Origin of the sequence: Pseudomonas sp. P8_229, from assembly GCF_034008635.1 — a bacterium.
Classification (GTDB): Bacteria; Pseudomonadota; Gammaproteobacteria; order Pseudomonadales; family Pseudomonadaceae; genus Aquipseudomonas.
Genome location: NZ_CP125378.1, coordinates 5,382,792 through 5,406,744, shown reverse-complemented (window position 1 = coordinate 5,406,744; position 23,953 = coordinate 5,382,792). Strand labels below are relative to the sequence as shown.

Sequence of the window (23,953 nt, the reverse complement as noted above, 5' to 3'; positions counted from 1 at the left end):
CTAATCCTTCAGAACCTGTGAATTTGACGGCGTTGCGCCGTTATTTGAAGTCGACGTCGAACGCCTGATAGAAGGCGTTGCCGGTGTTGGCGACGATCCACATCAGCACGATGACGTGATGCCCCTTCTTGTTGGCCGGCAGTTTCACTTCGTGATCGACCTTGGCCTTCATCTCACCGGCATGACTGTAGTACGGCACCTGCGTGTAGAAATCCTCGAAGAACGGCTGTGCTTCCAGCTGCGCACGGCTGATGCGCTGCTGCGGATCCCAGCCATCCTTGGTGATCAGCCAGCGATAACCACGGGTGGTGTGCGCTGCGGTGTACACCCAGTCGACCTTGAGGGTCTGACCCGGGGTAACGTTGAGCAGCGGCCACTCGAATGGGCGATTGAGCTTCTTGCTCATCTCGGCGCCGGTGAAGTTCACGCAATCGCGGGCATCGGCCTTGCCGCCACTGAGGATGTAACCGTCGGCCGGCGGCGTGACGCTGTCACTATCGGAACCGTACGGTGCCGGGAACGGCCCGGCCACCAGCGCCGGGAAGTTCTTGCCGCCTTCCATTTCGTTGACTTGCCAGCCGGCCAGCAGACCCAGGTCGATGGCGACCGAGCCGCGGCTTGCGGGAGAGGTGACGCGACCGTGTCGCAGTTGGGTTTGAGCTTGTGGTTGATTCATGTTTTTCACTCCGTTGATTTAAGAACTCTCCTTCCCGAGGAGAGGCCTTCAAGCTAACGGAGGTGGATTTTTTGTCCATCGGCGGTTTTGTCGCAGGCATCCGCCGTCGATGGCGGAAAACACCCAGAATACTGGATGCATATACAGCCAACTGCGACAAAACCCACCTGTCGCATGGCTAAAGGCCTACACGCCGACACTGCAAAAACCGCCATTCAGCACTCATGGCAGTTGTGCCTGATACTCCTTTTCGTATTGGCCGGCGAGATGTTCCTTTTGCTTGTCGTCGAGCAGTTTGCCGGCCATCTGGAAGAACTTCTGCTCTTCTTCCTTGAGATGGTGATGGACTTTGTCCGAGAGCTTCTTCGCGGTTACCAGCCACGCTGGGCTGGACATCTCGGTCTCGTCCAGTTCTTCCATCATCTCGTCCATCTCGTGGTGTTCCGAGATCGCGTGGCGGCTGAGGTCGACGCCGTTGTCGAACTCCATCAACGGGATGTAGAAGTGGCGTTCTTCGGCGGTTTCGTGGGCCTGCAGTTCGGCCTTGAGCTGCTTGTAGGCTTCGACCCGCTCTGGAGTATCGCCGCTGGTTTTGACCAGGGCTTTGGCGTAATTGCGCTGCCGGTCGTGGCTTTCGCGAAGGGCTTCGAAAATATTCATGGGGGATCCTCATCAACCGCGTTCGGAATGACGCTTAAAAAGCTAGACCCCGACGCGGCAGCGGCGGTTCCAAGGGGATGAGGAAGGACTTGGAAGACGCCCACCGGGCAGGATAGGCTGGCGGTTCACCTCACAAGGAAGTTCCGCATGACGTTGCGAATCGAGTTGTCGAAGAACCCCACGGAAGAACAACGCAAGGCCATTCTCGAGCCACTGATTGCCTATAACGATGCCAAGACCGGCGGCTCCACGTCGGAACCTTTCGCGCTGATGGTGCGCGATGAGCACGACGCAATTCTCGGCGGCTTGTATGGCCGGGTGATTTTCCAGTGGATGTACATCGAGTTGCTTTCAGTGCCGGAGCAGGGACGCGGCCAGGGCATTGGCTCGAGATTGATGGCGATGGCCGAAGCACTGGCCAACGAGAAGCGCTGCCTGGGGATCTGGCTGGACACCTTCGATTTTCAGGCGCCGGAGTTCTACAAGAAGCTGGGATTCAGCCAGTTTGGCGAGATTATCGATTACCCGCCGGGGCATAGCCGGCATTATTTCCAGAAGCGGTTGAACGGCTGAATTCACTGGCCCCATCGCGAGCAGGCTCACTCCTACAGAATGGGTGGCAAACACAAATCCAGTGTAGGAGTGAGCCCGCTCGCGATGACGGCGGCCGCCTCAACACATGATCAGAGACAGGTCGCCAACGCCGCCAACCGCCGCTTGGCAACAAAATCATCCTTCTGCGCGTAGTAATTGAGCACGGTCCCCGAAGCATCGCTGGTCACGTCGACAAACGATTCCGCCGAACGGGTATACACCGTCGACCCACCCTTCTTGCCCGGTTGCAGATACGCCCCGGCATCCACGCCGAACACCGCTTCGTCCTGCCAGCCGAACTGCACGCACTGGGCGACAACTTTCTCAGGCTTGTCCGAGGTCAGGACCTTGTACGGGGCTTTGGTGCGAGAATCGTCCATTACCGAACCCGCGCAACCGGCCAGCACCGTCGCGGCCAGCGCTACCATCAGAATTCGCATTGCATTCGCTCATTCAGAAAAAAGCGGACTGTATCACCGCAACAGGCAAAATCGTTCTGCTTTACTGCATTTATAGCGCGACACGCACGGGCCGCTCCGGCACCCTAGGGTCATCAGCCTCACAAGGAACACACATGGCGCCCACCGACCAGCGACACGAACAGGCCCTGAAACTGTTTCTCGACGCACGCCCCGAACTGCGCGAAACCCTCGATCATCTCAATCCACTGCTGGCCCAGGCCAAGGGTGAAACCGCCGCACAGTATCGTGAAGAACGCTTGCATGAAGCCTTCGAGGCCGAGGCTGAAGATCAGGGACTGTTTGCCTGGGAACTGACCTTGCTGCTCACGGCGGCAACGCCCGAGGAGTATCAGGCCCAGCGCATGGAGGTGCATCGCGAGGTGGCAGAAATGGCGCACATGAGTTGGCCGGATTACTGCGACCTGTATGGGCTGGAACTGTAACCGCCGCTCAAGGATATCGTCGCCGATGCTGCCTTCCACTTCGACTCACCGCGCCACCTCCGGTCATCTGCATCGGCAGAAATGGCGCGGGCGCATCGGTCTGGCGCTGGTGGCCAGCCTGTCGGTACTCGCCGGGATGACCGACGCGATCGGCTTCATGGCCAGCGGCGATTTCGTCTCGTTCATGAGCGGCAACACCACGCGGCTGGCGGTGGCGATCAGTGTCGGCGATCTGGGGCTGACGTTGCGCCTGGTCATCCTCGTCGTCACGTTTGTGCTCGGCAATGCCCTGGGGATTGTGATCGGGCGCGTGGGTGGGCGGCGCACACTGCCGTTGTTACTGTGCATCGCCACCCTGCTCTGCGTGGCAGCCGCGTTGCCATCTGACACGCAACTCCCGGCGCTGCTGGCGGCGATCGTCGCGATGGGCATGCTCAACGCCGCGGTCGAGGAAGTGAACGGTCTCCCGGTGGGCCTGACCTACGTGACCGGGGCGCTGTCGCGGTTTGGTCGTGGACTGGGGCGCTGGATGCTCGGCGAACGCCGTAACGGCTGGCGGGTGCAGCTGGTGCCGTGGACCGGCATGTTCATCGGCGCGATCCTGGGGGCGGTGCTGGAACATCAGCTCGGGCTGCGGGCATTATTCGCCAGCGGCTTGCTGGCGGCGGTGCTCGGCGTGCTGTCGCTGACCATTCCGCGGCGCTGGCAACTCGGCTACATGCCCCGCTGAAATGCGCCCCTGTGGGAGCGGGCTTGCTCGCGAAGAGGCCGGTACATTCAATATCTTTATCGCCTGACCCACCGCTTTCGCGAGCAGGCTCACTCCTACAGGGGACATGCGTACAACTTGGGTTTCGCGGCAGCCTTCATAAAGCTTTATCATGACCGCAGTTTTGCTGATCGAGTCCGTCATGAAGTTCGCCATTGCGCTGTTTTCCGCCGCCCATGCGCCCTCCTCGCGCCGTGCCCTGCTGTTTGCGCAGGCAGCACTGGCCGGTGGGCATGAAATTGTCCGGCTGTTTTTCTATCAGGACGGCGTCTACAACGCCTCGGACGCGGTGGTCACCCCGCAGGACGAACTGGACCTGCCCAAACAATGGCGCGCGTTCATCACCGAGCAGCAACTGGACGGCGTGGTGTGCATCGCCGCTGCCTTACGCCGTGGCGCATTGAACGGCGAAGAAGCCAGGCGCTACCAGCGCGATGCCGTCTCGGTCAACGCGCCGTGGGAGTTGTCCGGCCTCGGCCAATTGCATGACGCGGTGCAGGATGCCGACCGTCTGATCTGCTTCGGAGGTGCGTGAGATGGCCAAATCCCTGTTGATCATCAGCCGCCAGTCACCGTGGTCCGGCCCCGGTGCCCGCGAAGCGCTGGACATCGTGCTCGCCGGTGGCGCGTTCGATCTGCCGATCGGCCTGCTGTTTCTCGACGACGGCGTGTTGCAACTGGCCGCCGGACAAAACGCCAGAGCCTTGCAACAGAAAGACCTGAGCGCCAACCTGCAGGCGCTGCCGATGTTCGGCGTTGAAGCGCTGTTCTACTGCGCCGACAGCGCCAGCCTGCGTGGCCTGAGCAAACTGTCGCTGGACGAGGCACAGCCGCTCGGCGCCGAACAAATCACCGCCCTTATTGACCGTTACGACCAGGTGATCACCCTCTGATGTCGACTTTGCATGTGTTGTCTCATTCCCCGTTCGGTGACGAACGCCTGACCAGTTGCCTGCGCGTGCTCGGCAACAAGGATGCGCTACTGCTGTCTGGCGACGCGGTGTATGCCCTGCAACCCGGCACCGCGCCGTTCACCGCGCTGCAAAACCGTCAGTTGAAGCTGCTGGTGCTGGCCGAAGATGCGCAGGCGCGTGCCGTGCAGGTGCCGGACTGGGCCGAAGCCATCGATTACCCGGCCTTCGTCGAACTGTCGATCCACCACGACAAGGTCAACAGCTGGCTATGAATTCCCTGACCGTCGGCGCCCGCGCCATCGAACTGGACAAGGACGGCTTTCTGCTCGACCTCGACGACTGGTCTCGTGACGTCGCCGGCGCCCTCGCCGCCGCCGAAGCGATCGAACTGACGGCCGAACACTGGGAAGTCCTCGAACTGCTGCGCAGCTTCTACGCCGAATTCCAGCTGTCCCCGGCCACCCGGCCGTTGATCAAGTACACCGCACTGAAACTCGGCCCGGACAAAGGCAACAGCCTGCACCTGAACCGACTGTTCAAAGGCACCCCTGCCAAACTCGCCGCGAAACTGGCGGGTCTGCCCAAACCGACGAATTGCTTATGACCGACTTTCCAGCGCTGACCCTTGAAACGCCCGCCGAACACCCGTTCGCTCAATTCGTGCGGATCCTCGGCAAGGGCAAGCGCGGCGCCCGCGACCTGACCCGTGAGGAAGCCCGGGAGGCGATGGGCATGGTGCTCGACGACAAGGTCGAAGACACCCAGCTCGGGGCCTTCCTGATGCTGCTGCGGCACAAGGAAGAAAGCGCCGAGGAAATGGCCGGTTTCACCGAGGCCTTGCGCGAGCGCTTGCAGGCGCCGGCGTTGAATGTCGATCTGGACTGGCCGACCTACGCCGGCAAAAAACGTCATCTGCCGTGGTACCTGCTGGCAGCCAAGTGCCTGGCGCAAAACGGCGTGCGGATTTTCATGCACGGCGGCGGCGCGCATACCGCCGGGCGCTTGTACACCGAACAACTGCTTGGCGAACTGCACATCCCGCTGTGCCGCACCTGGCAGCAGGTCGCCAGTGCGCTGGACAACGGCGGCCTGGCGTTCATGCCGCTGATGGACTGGGCGCCGCAGTTGCAAAAGATGATTGACCTGCGCAACACCATGGGCCTGCGTTCGCCGATCCACTCGCTGGCGCGGATTCTCAATCCGCTGCGCGCACGGTGTGGCCTGCAAAGTATTTTTCACCCGGGCTATCAAGCGGTGCACCGCGACGCCAGCGGCCTGCTCGGCGACACGGCGATCGTGGTCAAGGGCGATGGCGGTGAAATCGAGATCAACCCGGATGCCGACAGTCATCTGTACGGCACCACTGGCGGCGAGAGCTGGGACGAGGAATGGCCGCAACTGTCGAGCCAGCGCCACGTCAAACCGGCCACGCTGGATGTTGAACATCTGAAGGCTGTGTGGCGCGGCGAGGTGGTCGACAGCTATCCGCAAATGGCCCTGATCTCGACCATGGCCTTGGCTCTGCGCGGCCTCGGGCGAAGCCGCGAGCATGCGTTCGAAACCGCCGAGCAGTACTGGGCGGCGCGCAACAAATCGATTTAACCGATCATCGACGCCCGATCTTTGCGCTTTTTGTTCGAACTCATCGGAATAGACTCGGCTCCAACGCTTATTGGATTGTGGAGTCTTGATCATGGGTTTACTCGTTGATGGCCACTGGCAGGACAAGTGGTACGAAAGCAGCAAGGACGGCGCGTTCCAGCGCGAACAGGCGCAGCGCCGCCACTGGGTTACCGCTGACGGCCAGCCCGGGCCGAGCGGTGAAGGTGGTTTTGCCGCCGAAGTCGGGCGTTATCACCTCTACGTTTCTCTCGCCTGTCCTTGGGCGCATCGCACGCTGATCCTGCGCAAGCTCAAAGGTCTGGAAAGACTGGTCGACGTTTCGGTGGTCAGTTGGTTGATGCTGGAAAACGGCTGGACCTTCGACAAAGCACTTGGTTCGACGGGCGACAAGCTTGATGGCTTTGAATTCATGCATCAGCGCTACACCGCCGACACTGCCGACTACACCGGCCGCGTCACCGTGCCGGTGCTGTGGGACAAGAAGCTCAAGCGCATCGTCAGCAATGAGTCGGCGGAGATCATCCGCATGTTCAACAGCGCCTTTGATGACCTGACTGGCAACGATCTGGATTTCTACCCGGCACCATTACGCGGCGAGATCGATGCGCTGAACGAGCGGATCTATCCAGCGGTAAACAACGGTGTCTATCGCGCAGGCTTTGCGACTTCGCAACAGGCTTATGAAGAAGCATTCGATGAGGTGTTTGCCGAGCTCGATCACCTTGAGCGCGTTTTGGGCGCCAACCGTTATCTGAGCGGGGAATACCTGACTGAAGCAGACATCCGCCTGTTCACCACGATGATTCGTTTTGACGCGGTGTATCACGGGCACTTCAAGTGCAACCTGCGGCGGATTGCCGATTACCCGAATCTGTCGAGCTGGCTGCGTGAGGTGTATCAGCTGCCGGGGATTGCCGAGACGGTGGATTTCCAGCACATCAAGAATCATTACTACGGCAGCCACAAGACCATTAACCCGACGGGGATTGTGCCGAAGGGACCGGAGCAGGATTTTACTGTTGCCCATGACCGGGCGCGGTTAAACGGGAAAGGGGTTTGGCGCCGGGGCTGATCAGAGTCTGTGTGATTTTCGAGGGCCTCATCGCGAGCAGGCTCACTCTTACAGGAGATCGCTGTCCTCTGTAGGAGTGAGCCTGCTCGCGATGGAGGTACCTCGGTGATCAGACTTGCGCCTGAGCCCCTTCGAACCAAGCCAGTTTCTCGCGCAGTTGCACCACTTCTCCAACGATCACCAGTGTCGGCGCATGCACTTCATGCTCCGCCACCAGGCGCGGCAGATCGGCCAGAGTGCCGGTGAAGACGCGCTGATTGACCGTGGTGCCCTGCTGAATCAGCGCAGCCGGAGTATCCGCTGAACGACCATGTTTGATCAGTTGTTCGCAAATGACCGGCAACCCGACCAGGCCCATGTAGAACACCAGCGTCTGCGCCGGCGCGACGAGGTCGGCCCACGGCAGGTCGGTGGAGCCGTCCTTCAAGTGACCGGTGACGAACCGCACCGACTGCGCGTAATCGCGATGGGTCAGCGGAATCCCGGCATACGCCGCGCAACCGCTGGCCGCCGTGATCCCCGGCACCACCTGGAATGGAATGCCATGGGCTGCCAGTTCTTCGATCTCTTCACCGCCACGGCCGAAAATGAACGGATCACCGCCCTTCAACCGCACCACGCGCTTGCCGGCCTTGGCCAGATCGACCAATTGCTGGTTGATCTGATCCTGCGGCACAGCATGATCGGCGCGACGCTTGCCGACGTAAATCCGCTCGGCATCGCGACGGCACAGCTCAAGAATCGCCGGAGCGACCAAGCGGTCGTACAGCACCACGTCGGCTTGCTGCATCAGACGCAAGGCGCGGAAGGTCAGCAGGTCCGGATCACCCGGCCCGGCGCCCACCAGATACACCTCACCGGTGGTGATATCCGCTTCGCCATCGATCTTCGCTTGCAGCAGACGTTCGGCCTCGGCGCCCTGCCCGGCCAATTGCCGGTCGGCAATCGGGCCTTGAAACACGTCTTCCCAGAAACCACGACGTTGCTGCACATCCGGAAACAGGTTTTTCACCTGATTGCGGAAACGCGCCGCCAGTCCGGCCAACTGGCCGTAGGTCGAAGGAATCCAGGTCTCGATCTTGGCGCGAATCAACCGGGCCAGCACCGGCGCATCGCCGCCGCTGGACACCGCAATGATCAATGGCGAGCGATCGACGATCGCCGGGAAGATCACGCTGCACAACTGCGGCGCGTCGACCACATTGACCGGCACGCAACGCCGATGAGCATCGCTGGAAACTTGCGCATTCAGCGCTTCATCGTCGGTGGCGGCGATGATCAGCCCGCAACCGTCCAGGTCCGCTTCCACGTACCCGCGCAGCAGGCACTCGCCACCGTTGGCGGTGACCAGTTCCCGCAGCTGGCTTTCGATTTCAGGTGCGATCACCCGCAGCAGCGCACCGGCATCGGCCAGCAGGCGGGATTTGCGCAAGGCAATTTCCCCCCCACCGACAACCAACACACGACTGCCGCGCAGGTTGTGAAACAGCGGCAGATATTTCATTTAGCCGATGACCTCAAGGCCACCCATGTACGGCTTCAGCACGTCCGGCACACGGATCGAACCGTCGGCCTGCTGGTAGTTTTCCAGCACGGCAACCAGGGTACGACCGACCGCCAGACCCGAACCGTTCAGGGTGTGCACCAGCTCAGGCTTGCCGGTTTCCGGGTTGCGGAAACGCGCCTGCATGCGACGAGCCTGGAAGTCACCGCAGTTGGAGCACGAAGAAATTTCGCGGTACTTGTCCTGGCTCGGAATCCACACTTCGAGGTCGTAAGTCTTGACCGCGCTGAAGCCCATGTCGCCGGTGCACAGCGCCAGGGTGCGGTAAGGCAGACCCAGCAGTTGCAGGACTTTCTCGGCGTTGGCGGTCAGGCCTTCCAGTGCTTCCATCGAAGTCGACGGCTCAACGATCTGGACCATTTCGACTTTGTCGAACTGGTGCTGACGGATCATGCCGCGCGTGTCGCGACCCGATGCGCCGGCTTCGCTGCGGAAGCACGGGGTGTGGGCGACGAACTTGATCGGCAGCAGTTTCGAGTCGACGATTTCGCCGGCCACAATGTTGGTCAGCGACACTTCGGCGGTCGGGATCAGGTACAGATCGGCTTCACCTTCGCGAGCGATCTTGAACAGGTCTTCCTCGAACTTCGGCAGTTGACCGGTGCCTTGCAGCGCCGGGGCCTGAACCAGATAAGGCGTGTAGGCCTCTTCGTAGCCGTGTTCGTTGACGTGCAGGTTGATCATGAACTGCGCCAGGGCGCGGTGCAGACGGGCAATAGGCCCACGCAGCAGAGCGAAACGCGCACCGGACAGCTTGGCGGCGGTTTCGAAATCCAGCCAGCCGAACTTCTCGCCCAGCGCGACGTGGTCCTTGACCTCGAAATCGAACGCGGTCGGGGTGCCCCAGCGACGCACTTCGACGTTGCCGTCTTCATCTTCGCCAACCGGCACCGATTCGTGCGGCAGGTTGGGGATACCCAGCAGGATCGAGTCCAGTTCGGTCTGGATCGCGTCCAGTTCGACTTTACCGGCGCTCAGTTCGCCCGCCATGCGCTCGACGTCCGCCATCAGCGGCGCGATGTCTTCGCCACGCTGCTTGGCCTGACCGATGGATTTGGAACGCGCGTTACGTTCAGCCTGCAGTGCTTCGGTGCGGGTCTGGACGGTCTTGCGCTGTTCTTCCAGCGCTTCGATGCGCGCGGTATCCAGGGCAAAGCCACGGGAAGCCAGGCGGTCCGCTACGTCCTGAAGGTTGCTACGTAACAGTTTGGAATCGAGCATGTCGGTTTCTCGTTATCAAAGTTTGGTCAAAGACAGGCCAGCCCACGTCGCGAGCAGCCCGCCGAATACGCTGAGTGCTGCATAGCCCAGGGCCAGCGGCACTTGCCCGCTTTCTAGCAGGCGCACCGTATCCAGTGAAAAGGATGAAAAAGTCGTCAGCCCTCCGAGGAAGCCGACGATCAACCCGGCACGCACCTCGATCGGCACCTCCGGGCGTATCAAAAACAGGCCGTACAACACGCCAATCAACAGACAGCCCACGATATTAACGGCCAGCGTCGCGGTATAGAAGTGCCGCGGCCAATTGGCACTGACCCAATTGGCCGCGGCGAAGCGCAACAGCGTACCGGCAATCCCGCCGGCGGAGACGGCAACAATCAATGGAAGCACTATTTTCTCCGCTGCCGAGGGCTTGAACGGTCGAGTTGAGCGAGGTGGTTGAGCTTTTCACCGATCTTCAATTCCAGACCACGGGGCACCGGCTGGTAGAACGGGATCGGTTCGAGTTCTTCCGGGAAATAATCTTCGCCGGCGGCATAGGCGTCCGGCTCGTCGTGGGCATAGCGGTATTCGTCGCCGTAACCCAATTGTTTCATCAGCTTGGTCGGCGCGTTGCGCAGGTGCAGCGGCACTTCCAGCGAGCCGTTCTCAGCGGCCGCACGCAGCGCGGTCTTGAAGCCCATGTACACCGCGTTGCTTTTCGGCGCACAGGCCAGATAAGTGATGGCCTGGGCCACCGCCAACTCGCCTTCCGGGCTGCCGAGGCGCTCCTGCACTTCCCACGCCGCCAGGCACAGGCTCAGGGCACGCGGGTCGGCATTGCCGATGTCTTCGCTGGCCATGCGCACCACGCGTCGGGCCAGGTACAGCGGATCGCAACCGCCATCGATCATCCGCGCGAACCAGTAGAGTGCGCCGTCGGGGTTGGAGCCACGGACCGATTTGTGCAGTGCCGAGATCTGGTCGTAGAACGCTTCGCCGCCCTTGTCGAAGCGCCGACGCGTATCGCCGAGCAGGCTTTGCAACAGCTCGGTGCCGATCTCGCTGTTGTCTTCGGCGAGGTCCGAGGCGTTTTCCAGCAGATTGAGCAGACGCCGGCCATCGCCATCGGCGGCCGACAGCAACATCTGAAAGCCTTCGTCGTTGAGCGTCAGATTACGTTTGCCCAGTCCGCGTTCTTCAGTGAGTGCGCGGTGCACCAGTTTGCGCAGCGCCGCTTCGTCGAGGCTTTTCAGCACATACACGCGGGCCCGCGACAACAAGGCGTTATTGAGTTCGAACGAGGGGTTTTCGGTGGTGGCGCCGATGAAGATCAGCGTGCCGTCTTCAACATATGGCAGGAACGCATCCTGCTGCGACTTGTTGAAACGGTGCACTTCATCGACAAACAGAATCGTGCGCTTGCCGTACTGGCCGGCCTGCTGCTTGGCGATTTCAACCGCCTGACGGATCTCCTTGACCCCGGCGAGCACCGCCGAGACCGTTTCGAAGTGTGCATCCGAGACTTCCGCGAGCAACCGCGCCAGGGTGGTCTTGCCCACGCCGGGCGGGCCCCAGAAGATCATCGAATGCAGGGCACCCTGCTCCAGCGCCTCACGCAGAGGCTTGCCGCGAGCGAGCACGTGCTCCTGACCGACATACTCATCCAGATTGGTCGCACGCAAACGCGCGGCCAGTGGCTGGGCAATCGGTGCACTGCGAAACAGATCCATCACGTAGCGTTGAAACCTCTATTTGAATCGGTTGCCAATCATGCTTTTGATTTTGTAGGAGTGAGCCTGCTCGCGATTCGATGTGTCAGTCACAGCTGCAGTGTCTGACCCACCGCTATCGCGAGCAGGCTCACTCCTACAAGGGTTTTGCATTTTACTCCTGGATTACATCCGCACCCTTGGGGATGTCGAACTTGAACTTGGACGGCGACACCGGCTCGTTGGCCTTGACCCCAGTGAACAGGATGTTGGTGCGCTGGCCGACGCTGTCGATCAGTTGCATGTCATTGACCAGACCATTGCGGAACGACAGACGCAGGTTGTCGAACAGGGTGTCCTTGGTTTTCGGCTTGAGGGTGAAGTCGATCACGCCGCCCGCTTCTTTCGCGGTGATGTCGAAGCTCTGGCTGATCTTCGATACGTCACCGGACAGCAGCAGTGCCGGGGTCTGAGTCAGACGCTCGTCGAGTTTCTTGATGGTCGCCTGTTCCAGATCCGGGTCCCACAGGGTGACCTTTTTGCCGTCGGAGACCATGGTCTGCTCGTTCGGCGCATTGGTGTGCCAGTAGAACAGACCTGGACGCTGCAGGGTCATCTCACCGGTGGTTTCCTGCAACTGGGTGCCGCTGCCGTCGAGGGTCAGCTGCGAAAAGTTCGCGGTCAGGGTTTTCGATGTTTCCAGCAATTGGGTCAGACGCGCCACGTCCTTGTCATCGGCGTGGGCCGTGAGTGTGGTCAACGCCAGTACTGGCAGCAGCATGCGGATAAGACGCATGGGAGTCCTCTTGAATACTCGTTGGGAGAGCGACGGCACATCATTGTCCCGCCTCTTGCGTTTGCAATCAGTCGCGTACCGGGCCCGGGGCCAGGACTTCACGGGAACCGTTGGTGTTCATCGAGGTGACGACCCCGGCCATTTCCATGGCTTCGATCATCCGTGCGGCGCGGTTGTAGCCGATCTTCAGCTTGCGCTGTACCGCGGAAATCGAGGCACGACGGCTTTCCAGCACGAACTGTACAGCTTCGTCATACAGCGCGTCGGCTTCAGGATCATCGCCATCGCCGCCACCGCTGCTGCCTTCAAAACCGCTGCCAGCCTCTTCGACACCGTTGAGGATGTCGTCGTTGTATTCCGGTGCGCCGCGCAGTTTCCACGCTTCGACCACACGGTGCACCTCATCGTCGGATACAAATGCACCGTGAACCCGGATCGGCAGGCTGGTGCCCGGCGGCATGTAGAGCATGTCACCGTGGCCCAGCAGTTGCTCGGCACCGCCCTGGTCGATGATGGTGCGGGAGTCGATCTTGCTCGACACCTGGAACGCCATCCGCGTCGGAATGTTGGCCTTGATCAGACCGGTGATCACGTCCACCGAAGGACGCTGGGTCGCGAGGATCAAGTGAATACCGGCGGCACGCGCCTTCTGGGCGATACGGGCGATCAGTTCTTCGACCTTCTTGCCGACGATCATCATCATGTCGGCGAACTCGTCCACGACCACGACGATGGTCGGCAGTTTCTGCAGCAGCGGTGCTTCGTCGTGGATGCTTTCGCGCTTGTACAGTGGATCGCTCAACGGCTCGCCGGCGTCCTGGGCTTCCTTGACCTTGGCGTTGAAGCCGGACAGGTTACGCACGCCCATCTTCGCCATCAGCTTGTAGCGGCGTTCCATTTCGGCAACGCTCCAGCGCAGGGCGTTGGCGGCGTCCTTCATGTCGGTGACGACCGGGCACAGCAGGTGCGGAATACCTTCATAGATCGACAGTTCGAGCATTTTCGGGTCGATCATGATCAGCTTGGCATCTTCCGGGCCGGACTTGAACAGGATCGACAGGATCATCGCGTTCACACCCACCGATTTACCGGAACCGGTGGTACCGGCCACCAGCAGGTGCGGCATCTTCGCCAGGTCAGTGATCACCGGTTTGCCGCCGATGTCGTGACCCAGGGCCAGGGTGACCGGCGATTTGAAGTTGTCGTACTCGGGGGTCGACAGCACTTCGGAGAAACGCACGATCTGCCGGTCTTCGTTGGGGATCTCGATACCGACCGTGGTCTTGCCCGGAATCACCTCGACCACCCGCACACTGGTCACGGCCAGCGAACGAGCAAGGTCTTTCGCCAGGTTGGCGATGCGGCTGACTTTGACCCCGGCGGCAGGCTGGATTTCGTAACGGGTAATTACCGGGCCCGGGTGGATCGAATCCACGGTGACCTCGACGCCGAATTCCTTGAGCTTGATCTCCAGCAAGTGGCCGACCGCCGCCAGGGACTCAGGCGAATAATTGAGTTGTTTCTTTTCCGCAGGATCGAGGATCGAGATCGGCGGCAAGGTGCCTTCCACGGCACTGTCGACGAACAACGGCGCCTGCTTCTCTTTCTGCACACGCTTGCTCGGCTCGGGCGCCTTGGCCGGAGCCGGGGCGATGACCGGCGGCACCTGCTTCTCGCGATCGGACATGTGCTTGCTCAGGGCTTGCTCGCGTTCGATCAGGCGCTCCTTGACCTTGGCCTGCTCACGTTTGTCGGTGACGGTCGGAGCGACCACGTCGTGGACGCGGTCATCGACTTCACGCAGTTGCGCCACCAATTGCTTGCGCTCGGTACGCGCCGACCACCAGCGGTTGATCGCGCCCTGGAACAGTTCAAACAGGTCGAGGGTGATCTTGCCGGTAACGTCCATCACCTTGAACCACGACAGGTCGGTGAACACCGTCAGGCCGAACAGAAACAGCGCAATGAACAGCAGTGTGCTGCCCTGGATGTTCAGGGCATTGCGTGCCAGATCGCCAAGGCTTTCGCCCAACGCCCCGCCCGCGCCTGCCGGCAGACCGGTGGCGGCATGGAAATGGATATGCGCCAGCGCAGCACCAGACAGCACCAGAAACACCAGACCGATCAGGCGCCAGGAGAACAGCCAGCCGCTCCACTGCCACGGCTCGTGGCGTTGACGGAAGATCTGATACGCCTTGATCGCCAACAGCAACGGGAAGATGTACGCGAAGTAACCCAGCACCATGAACAGGATGTCGGCGCTGTAGGAACCGGCCGGGCCGCCGAAGTTCTGTACGTCGTCGATCTTGCTGTTGTGGCTCCAGCCCGGATCGTCCTTGCCATAGGTCAGCAAGGCCATCATCAGGAACAGGCACAAGGCACCGATGGCGATCAATGCACCTTCCTTGAGCCGGTAGTGCAATTGCTGGCGCCAGAGCGGAACGACTGTTTTTGGTGCTGCGGTGGATTTCTTCAAAACGCTTCTTTTCCTGCGCCCGGGGCGCGTCCATCTATTGAATGACGATAAAAAACTGCCCAATCCAGGCAGGTAAAAAAGTGAACCGGCGCAACTGAGACTACTTTTAACACTGTGCCGCTGCTTTTATAAACACAGCCATAAACACTGCACACGGCGAATATTCTGTAACAGCCCGGCATTGTACGGGTTTGTGCGGCTGATGCCATGCCTCAAAACCCATAGCTGAGCATAGCCAATCCTACAAATCCTGCGGCTCAATTTGAGCATGCATTGTCTTTTGTGACAAAGGCTTATGAGGTGTATTTGATGAACGCAGCGAAGCATTCACGCCTGATCATTCTCGGCTCCGGCCCCGCCGGTTACAGCGCCGCCGTGTACGCCGCCCGCGCCAACCTCAAACCGGTGGTCATTACCGGGCTGCAGGCCGGTGGCCAGCTCACCACTACCGTCGAGGTCGACAACTGGCCCGGCGACGTCGAAGGCCTGACCGGTCCGGTGCTGATGGAGCGCATGCAGAAACACGCCGAACGCTTTGCCACAGAGATCGTTTACGACCACATCCACACCGCCAAGTTGCAGCAGCGCCCGTTCGAACTCATCGGTGACAGCGGCATTTACACCTGCGACGCGCTGATCATCGCCACTGGCGCCTCGGCGCAGTATCTGGGCCTGCCTTCGGAAGAAGCCTTCGCCGGCAAAGGCGTTTCAGCCTGTGCGACCTGTGATGGCTTTTTCTACCGCAATCAGGTGGTCGCGGTGGTGGGCGGTGGCAACACCGCCGTCGAGGAGGCTCTTTACCTGTCGAACATCGCCAAAGAGGTGCATTTGATCCACCGGCGCGACAAGCTGCGCTCGGAGAAAATCCTCCAGGACAAACTGTTCGAAAAGGCCGCCAACGGCAACGTTCGCCTGCACTGGAACCAGAATCTGGACGAAGTACTGGGCGATGCCAGCGGCGTGACTGGCGCGCGCCTGCGTGACAGCCACACCGGGCAGACCCGCGAGCTGGCACTGGCCGGCGTGTTCATCGCCATCGGCCACAAACCCAACACCGACCTGTTTCAAGGCCATCTGGCGATGCGTGACGGCTACCTGCTGGTCAAGGGCGGCAGTGACGGCGACGCGACGTCCACCGAGATCCCCGGCGTCTTCGCTGCGGGCGACGTGGCCGACCACGTTTACCGTCAGGCCGTGACCTCGGCCGGGGCCGGTTGCATGGCGGCACTGGATGCGGAGAAGTATCTGGACGACATTCCCGTCATTTAACGGCACACTTTATCGCGGGCCCTGCGCCCGCACCGCCCTCCCCTTCTGCAAGCCCGGACGCCATGCTGACTTGGTTACAACGCAATTCCCTGACCTTCCCGCCCCTGGAAAAGGCCATGCGCGATCCCAATGGATTGCTGGCCGCGGGTGGCGACCTGTCCGCCGACCGTCTGGTGCAGGCTTACCGGCACGGCTGTTTTCCGTGGTTTTCCGAAGGTCAGCCGATCCTCTGGTGGTCACCGGATCCACGCACCGTGTTGTTTCCCGACGAACTGCATGTCTCGCGCAGTCTCGGCAAACTGCTGCGCAAGGAACGCTATCAGGTGACCTTCGATCAGGACTTCGACGCAGTGATTCGCGCCTGCGCCGCGCCGCGGGATTACGCTGACGGCACCTGGATCACCGAAGCCATGCAGGACGCCTACCTGGAACTGCATCGCCGCGGCTTTGCCCATTCGGTCGAGGTTTGGGACCAAGGCCAACTGGTCGGCGGTCTATATGGCCTGGCGATGGGGCAGCTGTTTTTCGGCGAATCGATGTTCAGCCGTGCCGACAACGCCTCCAAATATGGCTTTGCCACCTTGGTGCAGCATCTGAAAGACGCGGGATTCGTCCTGATTGACTGCCAGATGCCGACCGATCATCTGCACAGCCTCGGCGCCCGGGCAATCCCCCGCCACGAATTCGCCGACTATCTGGCCCGCCACCTGGATCAACCCAGCCGTGCCACCTGGGTTTGCTGAGCGACTTTTGCGCGCGTGGCTTACACTTAATTCACCAGCTTATCCCGAGGGTTGATCATGACCGAGTTGGCGCGGTTGAAGTTCTATGCCACTCAGCCTCACTCCTGCAGTTATCTGCCCGAGGAGCAGGCGACGACGCTGTTTCTCGACCCGAGCCAGCCCATGGATGTGCACGTCTACGCAGATCTGTCGGAAATGGGCTTTCGTCGCAGTGGCGATCATCTGTATCGGCCCCATTGCCAGAATTGCAATGCGTGCGTGCCTGCACGCATCCCGGTAGCGCAGTTCAGCCCCAACCGCCAGCAGAAACGCATTTTCAAACGCAATGCCGACCTGCAGGTACGCCCGATAAAACCGCATTTCAGCGAAGAATATTTCGACCTGTACCAGCGCTATATCGAGCAGCGGCATGCCGACGGCGACATGTACCCGCCAAGCCGTGACCAGTTCTCGACCTTTCTGGTGCGCGACCTGCCCTTCTCGCGCTTCTATGAGTTTCGTCTCGACGGACGGTTACTCGCCGTCGCGGTGACCGATCTGCTACCCAACGGCCTGTCGGCGGTCTACACCTTTTACGAACCTTGCGAGGAGCGCCGCAGCCTCGGTCGTTTCGCGATCCTGTGGCAAATCGCCGAAAGCCAGCGGCTGGGGCTGGAAGCGGTGTATCTCGGTTATTGGATCAAGAACTGCAAAAAGATGAACTACAAGACCCAATATCGCCCCATCGAATTGCTGATTAATCAGCGCTGGGTGATCCTGAACTAATCGCAAGCCCTAAACCCCTTGGCTTAAACCCCCTTTTTCGGGCACAATGCACGCCGCTTTTGCCTGGCGCAGTTGCACCGGGCCATTCATTGGATACCGAGGGCTTTACTGCATGTCGAAAGAAGACAGCTTCGAAATGGAAGGCACTGTCGTCGACACCCTGCCCAACACCATGTTTCGTGTGGAGTTGGAAAATGGGCACGTCGTAACCGCGCATATTTCCGGCAAGATGCGCAAGAACTACATTCGTATTCTTACCGGTGACAAGGTGCGCGTCGAGCTGACGCCCTATGACTTGAGCAAAGGGCGCATCACTTACCGCGCTCGCTAATCAAGTCAATACAAGACGCCCGGCTATGCCGGGCGTTTTTGTTTGTCTGCGATTTGGGTTTTGGTTTTGGTTTTGGTTTTGGGTGCATATCCGTTGCTGCGGGTGCTGCCGCTGGCGGTTTCGCTTTTACAGCGAGTCACCTTTTCCAGACGCCGAAAAGGTAACCCAAAAGGCTTTGCCCCGGCGTACGGCACTTCGCTGAGGCTCAGTGTTCCCTCGCTACGGTATCCATCAGGGGGCATCGCCTACGGTTTGCTTCGCTGCACCTCCTCTCGATGTATGCGGCTTCGCCGCATGGCGCTGCGCGCCTAACCCTGATGGACACCTTCGCTCGGCCTGCCGAAGGGGCTGGAGAGCAAAAGCAAGATCAAGAGCCCCTCACCCTAGCCCTCTCCCGGAGGGAGAGGGGACTGACCGGGGTGCTTGGGAGAGATTCGCCGACGTGCGATACCGCGTTGAACTCAAGTATTGAAAAGCCCACAAATCGGCTCCCTCTCCTTGGGGAGAGGGCTGGGGTGAGGGGTAAATCCACCACAAAACCAAAGCCGAACACGCCCTGCTCCCCCCACTTAACACGACGAGCGTTAGCTCGAGTACCGCTTTTGACGCGAAGGCCCGTCGGCAGGCTGAGTGGAGGGATTGATTCGGGGGTGGGAGCGCAGCGACCGTTTGGCGAAGCCAAACACATCGAGAGGAGGTGCAGCGAAGCAAACCGTAGGCGATGCGCCCGGATCGATCCCGGAGCGAAGGAACCCGAGCCACAGCGAGGGCCGTACGTCAGGGTAAAGCCTTTTGGGTTACCTTTTCGGCGTTTGGAAAAGGTGACCCGCCGTAAGGGCGGAACCCCAAGAAGCCGTTACCGCAGCAACGGATATTCACACCAAACAAACGGACAATAAAAAGGCGCCCGAAGGCGCCTTTTCACTTACCAGCCGTCAGGCCATCTCAGCCGTAGTCTCGAAGTCAAACGTCAACTCACCATCCTTGATGTCGATGTGAACCACACCGCCATGCTCGGCCAGCTCGCCAAACAGAATCTCCTCCGCCAACGGACGCTTGATCTTGTCCTGGATCAGACGCGCCATCGGACGTGCGCCCATGGCCGAATCGTAACCACCGGCCGCCAGCCAACTGCGCGCCGCGTCGGTAACCTCCAGCAACACACGCTTGTCCTCCAGTTGCGCCTGCAGTTCGGTAAGGAATTTGTCCACCACACTTTTGATGACCTCATGACTGAGGCGACCAAACTGGATAATGGTGTCCAGACGGTTACGGAACTCCGGCGTGAAGCTCTTCTTGATCACTTCCATCGCATCAGACGAGTGATCCTGATGGGTGAAACCGATCGAAGCCCGCGCAGCCGTTTCGGCACCGGCGTTAGTGGTCATGATCACGATCACATTGCGGAAGTCCGCCTTGCGCCCGTTGTTGTCGGTGAGCGTACCGTGGTCCATCACCTGCAGCAGCAGGTTGAAGACTTCCGGATGCGCCTTCTCGATTTCATCGAGCAGCAATACGCAGTGCGGCTGCTTGGTGATCGCTTCGGTCAACAGACCGCCCTGATCGAACCCGACATAGCCTGGAGGCGCACCGATCAGACGCGACACGGTGTGACGCTCCATGTACTCGGACATGTCGAAGCGCACCAGCTCAATGCCCAGCGCCTTGGCCAGTTGCCGCGCGGCCTCGGTTTTACCGACACCGGTCGGGCCTGCGAACAGGAACGAACCGACTGGCTTGTCAGGCGACTTGAGGCCGGCACGGGACAGTTTGATCGCAGTCGACAGCGAATCAATCGCCGCGTCCTGACCAAACACCGTCAGTTTCAGGTCACGCTCCAGGTTGCGCAGCAGTTCTTTATCGGAACTGGTGACGTGCTTAGGTGGAATCCGCGCGATTTTCGCCACGATGTCTTCAACCTGCGGCACTTCAATACGCTTCACGCGTTTTTCGACCGGTTGCAGACGCTGATAAGCACCCGCCTCGTCGATCACGTCGATGGCCTTGTCCGGCATGTGCCGGTCATTGATATAGCGCGACGCCAGTTCAGCCGCGGCGCGCAACGACTCATCGCTGTATTCGATGTTGTGGTGCTGCTCGAAACGCCCTTTCAGGCCACGCAGGATGCCGATGGTGTCTTCCACCGACGGCTCGACGACATCGACCTTCTGGAAGCGCCGCGCCAGAGCACGGTCCTTCTCGAAGATGCCGCGAAATTCCTGGAACGTGGTGGAGCCGATGCAGCGGATGTCGCCAGACGACAGCAGTGGCTTGAGCAGGTTCGAAGCATCCATCACGCCACCGGACGCAGCGCCCGCACCAATGATGGTGTGGATCTCGTCGATGAACAGGATCGCCTGCGGACGTTTTTTCAGTTCATTGAGCAGCGCCTTGAAGCGCTTCTCGAAATCACCGCGATACTTGGTGCCCGCGAGCAGAGCGCCAAGGTCGAGCGAGTAAACAACGCTGTTGGCCAGCAGATCCGGCACCTGATTGTCGACAATGCGCTTGGCCAGGCCTTCGGCAATTGCGGTTTTACCCACGCCTGCCTCGCCCACCAGCAGCGGATTGTTCTTGCGCCGACGCGCGAGAATCTGCGCGACACGCTCGACCTCCGATTCGCGGCCGACCAGTGGGTCGATGCGACCCTGGCGCGCGAGTTCGTTGAGGTTGCTGGCATAAGCATCCAGAGGATTGCCTGAAGAAGAAGACTCACCGCCCTCGTCGTCCTGCATATCTTGTTCACCTTCAGAGTGATCGCCATGCCCCGGCACTTTGGAAATGCCATGAGCGATGTAGTTGACGACATCGATACGCGCAACGCTCTGCTGCTTCAGCAGGAACACTGCCTGACTCTCTTGCTCACTGAAGATTGCAACCAGCACATTGGCGCCGGTTACTTCGCGTTTACCCGAGCTCTGTACGTGGAAAACAGCACGTTGCAGTACACGCTGGAAGCCCAGGGTTGGCTGGGTTTCGCGATCTTCGTCATGAACGGGGATCAATGGCGTGGTGGAGTCGATGAACTCCTGCAGGTCATGCTTGAGTTTGTCGAGGTTTGCGCCGCAGGCACGCAAAACGGTGGCGGCAGCCTCATTGTCCAATAGGGCCAGCAAAAGGTGTTCGACGGTCATGAATTCATGACGTTTCGAACGAGCCTCCTTGAAGGCTAGATTGAGGGTGACTTCGAGCTCGCGGTTTAACATAGCTTCACCTCATACCCAAGTGGTCGGCGATTAACCGTCCTTCTCGATTTCACAGAGTAGCGGATGCTGGCTTTCCCTGGCGTACTGGTTGACCTGCATGGCCTTTGTCTCGGCGATGTCGCGGGTAAACACTCCACATACTGCCCGTCCTTCTGTGTGGACGGCCAGCATGACCTTGGTCGCCAGCTCGCGATTCAGGTTAAAAAACACCTCGAGCACTTCGACGACGAAATCCATCGGTGTGTAGTCATCGTTGAACAAAACCACCTTGTACATCGGCGGCGCCTGTAACGCAGGCTTTGCTTCCTGAACAGCAACGCCTGCCGAATCGTCGTCGTGCTCCTGTGGAAGATCCTTTTGGAGAAGCGGGCGATCCTGATTGAATGTTAGTCGAATCTGGCTGATTGCATGCATGGAAAGAAAGGTTCGTCAGTTGTGCAAATACAGTGGTGGGGGCGGTTGTGCACCTTTTCAACTCCGACTGCCCGGTCACCTTGACTATCGGGAAAACGGTGTTACAACCAATAGAGCCCACAGTGGGTAAAAAAGATCCGCGGAGTCAATTCTTTTAACGGATTAGATTGCGGATGAATTGGATGATACTCCAGCGATGGAGTCTGTTGCAGAGGGATTTGAGCATGGCTGTCGGCAAGGTGAAATGGTTCAACAATGCCAAGGGATTCGGCTTTATCAATACCGACGCCCGCGAAGGCCGCGATGAGGATGGCAACGACATCGATTTCTTTGCGCACTACTCCGCCATTGAAATGGACGGGTATAAAACCCTCAAGGCCGGACAGGCCGTGAACTTCGACATCGTGCAAGGCCCCAAAGGCCTGCATGCCGTGAAGATCACAGCTGCGGCGACTGCCAGCGAGCCGACCGCGCATACGCCCCATACCGAAAAAGTGTCGAGCTGACGCAATCGCGCTCACTCAGCCATGAAAAAACCGCCCGAAGGCGGTTTTTTTGTACCTGTATTGCTTACATGTGCGAAATCAGCGCATCGCCAAAGCCCGAAGACGACACCAGTTTGGCCCCATCCATCAGACGTTCGAAGTCATAGGTCACGGTCTTGGCGCCAATGGCGCCGTTGGTGCCCTTGATGATCAGATCCGCCGCTTCGGTCCAGCCCATGTGACGCAGCATCATTTCTGCCGAGAGAATCAGCGACCCCGGGTTGACCTGGTCCTTGCCGGCGTACTTCGGCGCGGTACCGTGGGTGGCTTCGAACATCGCCACGGTGTCGGACAGGTTGGCGCCCGGCGCGATACCGATACCGCCCACTTCCGCCGCCAGAGCGTCGGAGAGGTAGTCGCCGTTGAGGTTGAGGGTCGCGATCACATCGTATTCGGCCGGGCGCAGCAGGATCTGCTGGAGCATGGCGTCGGCGATGGCATCTTTCACGATGACGTTCTTGCCGGTTTTCGGGTTCTTGAACTGCATCCACGGGCCGCCGTCGAGCAGGGTCGCGCCGAATTCTTCGGCCGCCACTTCGTAGGCCCACTCTTTGAAGGCACCTTCGGTGAACTTCATGATGTTGCCTTTATGCACGATGGTCAGCGAATCGCGGTCGTTGTCGACCACATATTGCAGGGCCTTGCGCGCCAGACGTTTGGTGCCTTCCAGCGAAACCGGCTTGACGCCGATACCGCAGTTTTCGTCGAAACGGATCTTGGTGACGCCCATTTCTTCTTTAAGGAATTTGATGACCTTGGTGGCTTCCGGCGAACCGGCCTTCCACTCGATACCCGCGTAGATGTCCTCGGAGTTCTCGCGAAAGATGGTCATGTCGACGTCGCCAGGCTTTTTCACCGGGCTAGGCACGCCTTCGAACCAGCGCACCGGGCGCAGGCAGACGTACAGGTCGAGTTGCTGGCGCAGGGCCACGTTCAGCGAACGGATGCCGCCACCGACCGGCGTGGTCAGCGGGCCTTTGATGGAAACCACGTAATCCTTGACTGCGTCCAGGGTTTCCTGAGGCAGCCAGGTGTCCTGGTCGTAAACCTGAGTGGCTTTTTCGCCGGCATAGACTTCCATCCAGGAAATCTTGCGCTTGCCGCCGTAGGCCTTCTGAACAGCAGCATCGACAACCTTGATCATCACCGGGCTGATGTCGACACCAATGCCGTCACCTTCGATGAAGGGGATGATCGGGTTATCAGGAACATTGAGAGAATGGTCTGCATTGACGGTGATTTTGTCGCCGACGGCTGGAACCTGAATCTTCTTGTAACCCATGCTGAACTCCATTGTTTGGATTGAACATCTGGCTTGGTTCGAGCGTAACCCAGTTAAATCAACACGCAAACCCTCTGTTCACGGCGCGGGCACATCTGGTTTCGTACAAGCCTGAAAGCAAAGGGAAAAGCGCCAAACTCAAGCATTCGCGACGACTCTACGCCCCACCCCGCCCTGCGACCTTTAGACCAATGGACGAGAATCGTTGCATATGAACCATCGGCAGATTGCCAGCTACCTATGTATAATGCCGCCCGCTGACCACAGGGTCACGACGGCTGGCCTCTCTAGCACGAGACTTTCCGCCTGATTGGTCGGGTTGTTACCGCAGTCCGACTGCTTGACGCTCTACTGATGCACCCAACATCACCGCGAAGAATCTCGACATTCGGTTCATGGATGACTTTGAACGAACGCGCTTACCCGGCGCCCCTCGAG

26 protein-coding genes are annotated in these 23,953 nt (G+C 59.8%); 14 read left to right on the top strand and 12 right to left on the bottom strand.

Translation table 11 applies throughout. The features are described 5' to 3' along the window. Window positions 1-40: 40 nt before the first annotated feature. The gene (locus tag QMK55_RS24305; RefSeq protein WP_320330104.1) at window positions 41-676 is read right to left on the bottom strand and encodes a lytic polysaccharide monooxygenase auxiliary activity family 9 protein; all 636 of its coding nucleotides are present in this window, start codon (window positions 674-676) and stop codon (window positions 41-43) included. A 222-nt stretch (window positions 677-898) separates the two neighbouring features. After that, window positions 899-1,336, bottom strand: a complete 438-nt coding sequence (locus QMK55_RS24300) for a hemerythrin domain-containing protein (protein ID WP_320330103.1) — start codon at window positions 1,334-1,336, stop codon at window positions 899-901. A 147-nt stretch (window positions 1,337-1,483) separates the two neighbouring features. Between QMK55_RS24300 and QMK55_RS24295 the strand changes: the two genes are divergently transcribed. Then, window positions 1,484-1,909, top strand: a complete 426-nt coding sequence (locus QMK55_RS24295; RefSeq protein WP_320330102.1) for a GNAT family N-acetyltransferase — start codon at window positions 1,484-1,486, stop codon at window positions 1,907-1,909. Between the two features lie 110 nt (window positions 1,910-2,019). On the opposite strand, the gene QMK55_RS24290 is transcribed toward QMK55_RS24295, so the two are convergent. After that, complete coding sequence (locus QMK55_RS24290; protein WP_047601654.1) at window positions 2,020-2,370, bottom strand: hypothetical protein; 351 nt, start codon at window positions 2,368-2,370, stop codon at window positions 2,020-2,022. A 134-nt stretch (window positions 2,371-2,504) separates the two neighbouring features. Here QMK55_RS24290 and QMK55_RS24285 point away from each other — a divergent pair, with 134 nt between their 5' ends. From QMK55_RS24285 to QMK55_RS24250, 8 genes are all read left to right on the top strand, one after another. Beyond that, the gene (locus QMK55_RS24285) at window positions 2,505-2,834 is read left to right on the top strand and encodes a DUF6388 family protein (protein WP_102358603.1); all 330 of its coding nucleotides are present in this window, start codon (window positions 2,505-2,507) and stop codon (window positions 2,832-2,834) included. A gap of 25 nt (window positions 2,835-2,859) precedes the next feature. After that, a complete protein-coding gene (locus QMK55_RS24280; RefSeq protein ID WP_102358590.1) occupies window positions 2,860-3,564 on the top strand; it encodes a YoaK family protein in 705 nt (234 codons plus the stop codon). A 181-nt stretch (window positions 3,565-3,745) separates the two neighbouring features. Beyond that, window positions 3,746-4,138: a sulfurtransferase complex subunit TusD gene (tusD, locus tag QMK55_RS24275; RefSeq protein WP_102358602.1), complete on the top strand. Its 393-nt coding sequence runs from the start codon at window positions 3,746-3,748 to the stop codon at window positions 4,136-4,138. A 1-nt stretch (window position 4,139) separates the two neighbouring features. Further along, window positions 4,140-4,496: a sulfurtransferase complex subunit TusC gene (gene tusC / locus QMK55_RS24270; RefSeq protein ID WP_102358589.1), complete on the top strand. Its 357-nt coding sequence runs from the start codon at window positions 4,140-4,142 to the stop codon at window positions 4,494-4,496. Then, window positions 4,496-4,789 (top strand): sulfurtransferase complex subunit TusB, encoded by a 294-nt coding sequence (gene tusB / locus QMK55_RS24265; RefSeq protein WP_102358588.1) that lies wholly within the window; start codon window positions 4,496-4,498, stop codon window positions 4,787-4,789. Before tusC ends, tusB begins: the two co-directional genes overlap by 1 nt. Next, entirely contained in the window at window positions 4,786-5,121 is a 336-nt protein-coding gene (locus QMK55_RS24260) for a TusE/DsrC/DsvC family sulfur relay protein (RefSeq protein WP_102358587.1), read from the top strand. The genes tusB and QMK55_RS24260 overlap by 4 nt, the downstream gene beginning before the upstream one ends. Further along, window positions 5,118-6,119 carry a glycosyl transferase family protein gene (locus QMK55_RS24255; RefSeq protein WP_320330101.1) on the top strand — a complete coding sequence of 334 codons (1,002 nt, stop codon included), beginning with the start codon at window positions 5,118-5,120 and terminating at the stop codon, window positions 6,117-6,119. Before QMK55_RS24260 ends, QMK55_RS24255 begins: the two co-directional genes overlap by 4 nt. 91 nt (window positions 6,120-6,210) lie before the next feature. Continuing rightward, window positions 6,211-7,212, top strand: a complete 1,002-nt coding sequence (locus tag QMK55_RS24250) for a glutathione S-transferase family protein (protein ID WP_102358585.1) — start codon at window positions 6,211-6,213, stop codon at window positions 7,210-7,212. A gap of 109 nt (window positions 7,213-7,321) precedes the next feature. On the opposite strand, the gene cysG is transcribed toward QMK55_RS24250, so the two are convergent. The 6 genes from cysG to QMK55_RS24220 all read right to left on the bottom strand — a co-directional run bounded on the left by cysG (window position 7,322) and on the right by QMK55_RS24220 (window position 14,960). Further along, window positions 7,322-8,716 (bottom strand): siroheme synthase CysG, encoded by a 1,395-nt coding sequence (gene cysG / locus QMK55_RS24245; protein WP_102358584.1) that lies wholly within the window; start codon window positions 8,714-8,716, stop codon window positions 7,322-7,324. Next, the gene (gene serS, locus QMK55_RS24240; protein WP_320330100.1) at window positions 8,717-9,997 is read right to left on the bottom strand and encodes a serine--tRNA ligase; all 1,281 of its coding nucleotides are present in this window, start codon (window positions 9,995-9,997) and stop codon (window positions 8,717-8,719) included. A gap of 15 nt (window positions 9,998-10,012) precedes the next feature. Beyond that, window positions 10,013-10,387: a fluoride efflux transporter CrcB gene (gene crcB, locus QMK55_RS24235; protein WP_102358583.1), complete on the bottom strand. Its 375-nt coding sequence runs from the start codon at window positions 10,385-10,387 to the stop codon at window positions 10,013-10,015. Continuing rightward, window positions 10,387-11,709, bottom strand: coding sequence for a replication-associated recombination protein A (locus tag QMK55_RS24230; protein WP_102358582.1), 1,323 nt, complete (start codon window positions 11,707-11,709; stop codon window positions 10,387-10,389). Before QMK55_RS24230 ends, crcB begins: the two co-directional genes overlap by 1 nt. 154 nt (window positions 11,710-11,863) lie before the next feature. Then, the gene (lolA, locus tag QMK55_RS24225; RefSeq protein ID WP_320330099.1) at window positions 11,864-12,484 is read right to left on the bottom strand and encodes an outer membrane lipoprotein chaperone LolA; all 621 of its coding nucleotides are present in this window, start codon (window positions 12,482-12,484) and stop codon (window positions 11,864-11,866) included. 67 nt (window positions 12,485-12,551) lie between these two features. Continuing rightward, entirely contained in the window at window positions 12,552-14,960 is a 2,409-nt protein-coding gene (locus QMK55_RS24220) for a DNA translocase FtsK (RefSeq protein WP_102358580.1), read from the bottom strand. Between the two features lie 309 nt (window positions 14,961-15,269). Here QMK55_RS24220 and trxB point away from each other — a divergent pair, with 309 nt between their 5' ends. The 4 genes from trxB (at window position 15,270) to infA (ending at window position 18,068) form a co-directional block, all read left to right on the top strand. Then, the gene (trxB, locus tag QMK55_RS24215; RefSeq protein ID WP_320330098.1) at window positions 15,270-16,229 is read left to right on the top strand and encodes a thioredoxin-disulfide reductase; all 960 of its coding nucleotides are present in this window, start codon (window positions 15,270-15,272) and stop codon (window positions 16,227-16,229) included. 62 nt (window positions 16,230-16,291) lie between these two features. Then, entirely contained in the window at window positions 16,292-16,972 is a 681-nt protein-coding gene (gene aat / locus QMK55_RS24210; RefSeq protein ID WP_025109007.1) for a leucyl/phenylalanyl-tRNA--protein transferase, read from the top strand. Window positions 16,973-17,029: 57 nt separating this feature from the next. Beyond that, window positions 17,030-17,737 (top strand): arginyltransferase, encoded by a 708-nt coding sequence (locus tag QMK55_RS24205; RefSeq protein ID WP_102358578.1) that lies wholly within the window; start codon window positions 17,030-17,032, stop codon window positions 17,735-17,737. 112 nt (window positions 17,738-17,849) lie between these two features. After that, the gene (infA, locus tag QMK55_RS24200; protein WP_002553999.1) at window positions 17,850-18,068 is read left to right on the top strand and encodes a translation initiation factor IF-1; all 219 of its coding nucleotides are present in this window, start codon (window positions 17,850-17,852) and stop codon (window positions 18,066-18,068) included. A 935-nt stretch (window positions 18,069-19,003) separates the two neighbouring features. On the opposite strand, the gene clpA is transcribed toward infA, so the two are convergent. Next, a complete protein-coding gene (gene clpA / locus QMK55_RS24195; RefSeq protein WP_016987404.1) occupies window positions 19,004-21,274 on the bottom strand; it encodes an ATP-dependent Clp protease ATP-binding subunit ClpA in 2,271 nt (756 codons plus the stop codon). A gap of 30 nt (window positions 21,275-21,304) precedes the next feature. Next, entirely contained in the window at window positions 21,305-21,688 is a 384-nt protein-coding gene (clpS, locus tag QMK55_RS24190; protein ID WP_011334948.1) for an ATP-dependent Clp protease adapter ClpS, read from the bottom strand. Between the two features lie 224 nt (window positions 21,689-21,912). Between clpS and QMK55_RS24185 the strand changes: the two genes are divergently transcribed. Further along, entirely contained in the window at window positions 21,913-22,194 is a 282-nt protein-coding gene (locus QMK55_RS24185; RefSeq protein ID WP_102358983.1) for a cold shock domain-containing protein, read from the top strand. A gap of 64 nt (window positions 22,195-22,258) precedes the next feature. Here QMK55_RS24185 and icd read toward each other — a convergent pair whose 3' ends face one another. Next, window positions 22,259-23,515 (bottom strand): NADP-dependent isocitrate dehydrogenase, encoded by a 1,257-nt coding sequence (icd, locus tag QMK55_RS24180; RefSeq protein WP_102358982.1) that lies wholly within the window; start codon window positions 23,513-23,515, stop codon window positions 22,259-22,261. Window positions 23,516-23,953: the final 438 nt, after the last annotated feature.

What these genes read in the sequence shown, in the direction of transcription:
- QMK55_RS24305 (WP_320330104.1), bottom strand. Translation starts at nt 676, where the DNA reads ATGAATCAACCACAAGCTCAAACCCAACTGCGACACGGTCGCGTCACC.
- QMK55_RS24300 (WP_320330103.1), bottom strand. Translation starts at nt 1,336, where the DNA reads ATGAATATTTTCGAAGCCCTTCGCGAAAGCCACGACCGGCAGCGCAAT.
- QMK55_RS24295 (WP_320330102.1), top strand. Translation starts at nt 1,484, where the DNA reads ATGACGTTGCGAATCGAGTTGTCGAAGAACCCCACGGAAGAACAACGC.
- QMK55_RS24290 (WP_047601654.1), bottom strand. Translation starts at nt 2,370, where the DNA reads ATGCGAATTCTGATGGTAGCGCTGGCCGCGACGGTGCTGGCCGGTTGC.
- QMK55_RS24285 (WP_102358603.1), top strand. Translation starts at nt 2,505, where the DNA reads ATGGCGCCCACCGACCAGCGACACGAACAGGCCCTGAAACTGTTTCTC.
- QMK55_RS24280 (WP_102358590.1), top strand. Translation starts at nt 2,860, where the DNA reads ATGCTGCCTTCCACTTCGACTCACCGCGCCACCTCCGGTCATCTGCAT.
- tusD (WP_102358602.1), top strand. Translation starts at nt 3,746, where the DNA reads ATGAAGTTCGCCATTGCGCTGTTTTCCGCCGCCCATGCGCCCTCCTCG.
- tusC (WP_102358589.1), top strand. Translation starts at nt 4,140, where the DNA reads ATGGCCAAATCCCTGTTGATCATCAGCCGCCAGTCACCGTGGTCCGGC.
- tusB (WP_102358588.1), top strand. Translation starts at nt 4,496, where the DNA reads ATGTCGACTTTGCATGTGTTGTCTCATTCCCCGTTCGGTGACGAACGC.
- QMK55_RS24260 (WP_102358587.1), top strand. Translation starts at nt 4,786, where the DNA reads ATGAATTCCCTGACCGTCGGCGCCCGCGCCATCGAACTGGACAAGGAC.
- QMK55_RS24255 (WP_320330101.1), top strand. Translation starts at nt 5,118, where the DNA reads ATGACCGACTTTCCAGCGCTGACCCTTGAAACGCCCGCCGAACACCCG.
- QMK55_RS24250 (WP_102358585.1), top strand. Translation starts at nt 6,211, where the DNA reads ATGGGTTTACTCGTTGATGGCCACTGGCAGGACAAGTGGTACGAAAGC.
- cysG (WP_102358584.1), bottom strand. Translation starts at nt 8,716, where the DNA reads ATGAAATATCTGCCGCTGTTTCACAACCTGCGCGGCAGTCGTGTGTTG.
- serS (WP_320330100.1), bottom strand. Translation starts at nt 9,997, where the DNA reads ATGCTCGATTCCAAACTGTTACGTAGCAACCTTCAGGACGTAGCGGAC.
- QMK55_RS24230 (WP_102358582.1), bottom strand. Translation starts at nt 11,709, where the DNA reads ATGGATCTGTTTCGCAGTGCACCGATTGCCCAGCCACTGGCCGCGCGT.
- lolA (WP_320330099.1), bottom strand. Translation starts at nt 12,484, where the DNA reads ATGCGTCTTATCCGCATGCTGCTGCCAGTACTGGCGTTGACCACACTC.
- trxB (WP_320330098.1), top strand. Translation starts at nt 15,270, where the DNA reads ATGAACGCAGCGAAGCATTCACGCCTGATCATTCTCGGCTCCGGCCCC.
- aat (WP_025109007.1), top strand. Translation starts at nt 16,292, where the DNA reads ATGCTGACTTGGTTACAACGCAATTCCCTGACCTTCCCGCCCCTGGAA.
- QMK55_RS24205 (WP_102358578.1), top strand. Translation starts at nt 17,030, where the DNA reads ATGACCGAGTTGGCGCGGTTGAAGTTCTATGCCACTCAGCCTCACTCC.
- infA (WP_002553999.1), top strand. Translation starts at nt 17,850, where the DNA reads ATGTCGAAAGAAGACAGCTTCGAAATGGAAGGCACTGTCGTCGACACC.
- clpA (WP_016987404.1), bottom strand. Translation starts at nt 21,274, where the DNA reads ATGTTAAACCGCGAGCTCGAAGTCACCCTCAATCTAGCCTTCAAGGAG.
- clpS (WP_011334948.1), bottom strand. Translation starts at nt 21,688, where the DNA reads ATGCATGCAATCAGCCAGATTCGACTAACATTCAATCAGGATCGCCCG.
- QMK55_RS24185 (WP_102358983.1), top strand. Translation starts at nt 21,913, where the DNA reads ATGGCTGTCGGCAAGGTGAAATGGTTCAACAATGCCAAGGGATTCGGC.
- icd (WP_102358982.1), bottom strand. Translation starts at nt 23,515, where the DNA reads ATGGGTTACAAGAAGATTCAGGTTCCAGCCGTCGGCGACAAAATCACC.